Here is a 959-nt window from a genome sequence, read left to right as displayed (position 1 = left end):
GTCCACAACGCCCACCGCATCGAACTCCGCGGAGAAAGCATGCGACGCATCACCGCCAGACGCGCCACGACCACCGAAACGCTTGACGCCAGAGAGCCTTCCTGAACCATAACCCAATCGGCATGAAGCCTGCCCACGATGCCGTGGAATTCGTGCCCACGATCGCCTGGAACTGCTGCCCACGATCACTGGAATACGCACCAGGCAGAACGGCAAGCAGCAAACGTAGCGTAACCCGTCCACGAAAGTCGTGGAGGATCAGCTCGTCCCTTCCCGGGTCTTGCGGTTGGCCTGGCAGCTGTAACCCCGTTCGCGCAGCAGCAGGCCCACCAGCTTCTGGCTCACCGCAAAGCCGCGCTCGAGCAGCACCCGGGCAATCTGGCGCTGGCTGCGGCTCACCCAGCGCAGCGGCGTCTGCGGGTCACCGCGGATGGCATCCTCAATCAGCGCCTCGAGGGCTGCCGGCAAATCCGGCTGCTGAGCGACCGCACGCTTGCGCCCGCCACCGGGGCGCCTGACCCGCGTGCCAATCAAGTTGGACCCGCTCTGCAGTTCCACCATCGCCCGCCGGATCGTGCTGCGGGCCAGCCCGGTCGCCGCCGAGGCGGCACTCACCCCACCATGGCCCAGCGCCAGAGCCTCGTTCGCCGCAAACAGCCGCCGGCCACGCTCGTCCAGGAACTTGCAGGCTTGCTGATACCGCCTGCGGATGTCGTCGAGGTCGATCACTCCAGCGGCTTACCCCACTGCGGCCGTGCACCGGCAGCCACTACCTGCTCTGATCCGGCGAGTAGCAATCAAATCTGATTCAGTTATTTCGCCTCGATCCCTAAGGCCGCCAGCGCAACCTCCTGCTGGGCGGCATAGTAGCGCGCTTCGGCCTCGGCCGGCGGGATGTTGCCGATCGGCTCGAGGAGGCGGCGGTTGTTGAACCAGTCCACCCATTCGAGAGTTGCAAA

The 959-nt window shown here is 65.6% G+C and carries 1 pseudogene; it reads right to left on the bottom strand.

Annotated elements, in window-relative coordinates:
• Positions 1–261: 261 nt before the first annotated feature.
• A pseudogene (locus ACO1BU_RS37575) lies at positions 262–726 on the bottom strand (ISAzo13-like element transposase-related protein); the annotation flags it as partial.
• Positions 727–959 lie beyond the last annotated feature (233 nt).

Source organism: Roseomonas chloroacetimidivorans (assembly GCF_049629625.1).
GTDB classification, from domain to species: Bacteria; Pseudomonadota; Alphaproteobacteria; order Acetobacterales; family Acetobacteraceae; genus Roseomonas; species Roseomonas chloroacetimidivorans.
The sequence above is the reverse complement of the archived record's forward strand: the minus strand, read 5'-3'. Positions and strand labels throughout refer to the sequence as shown.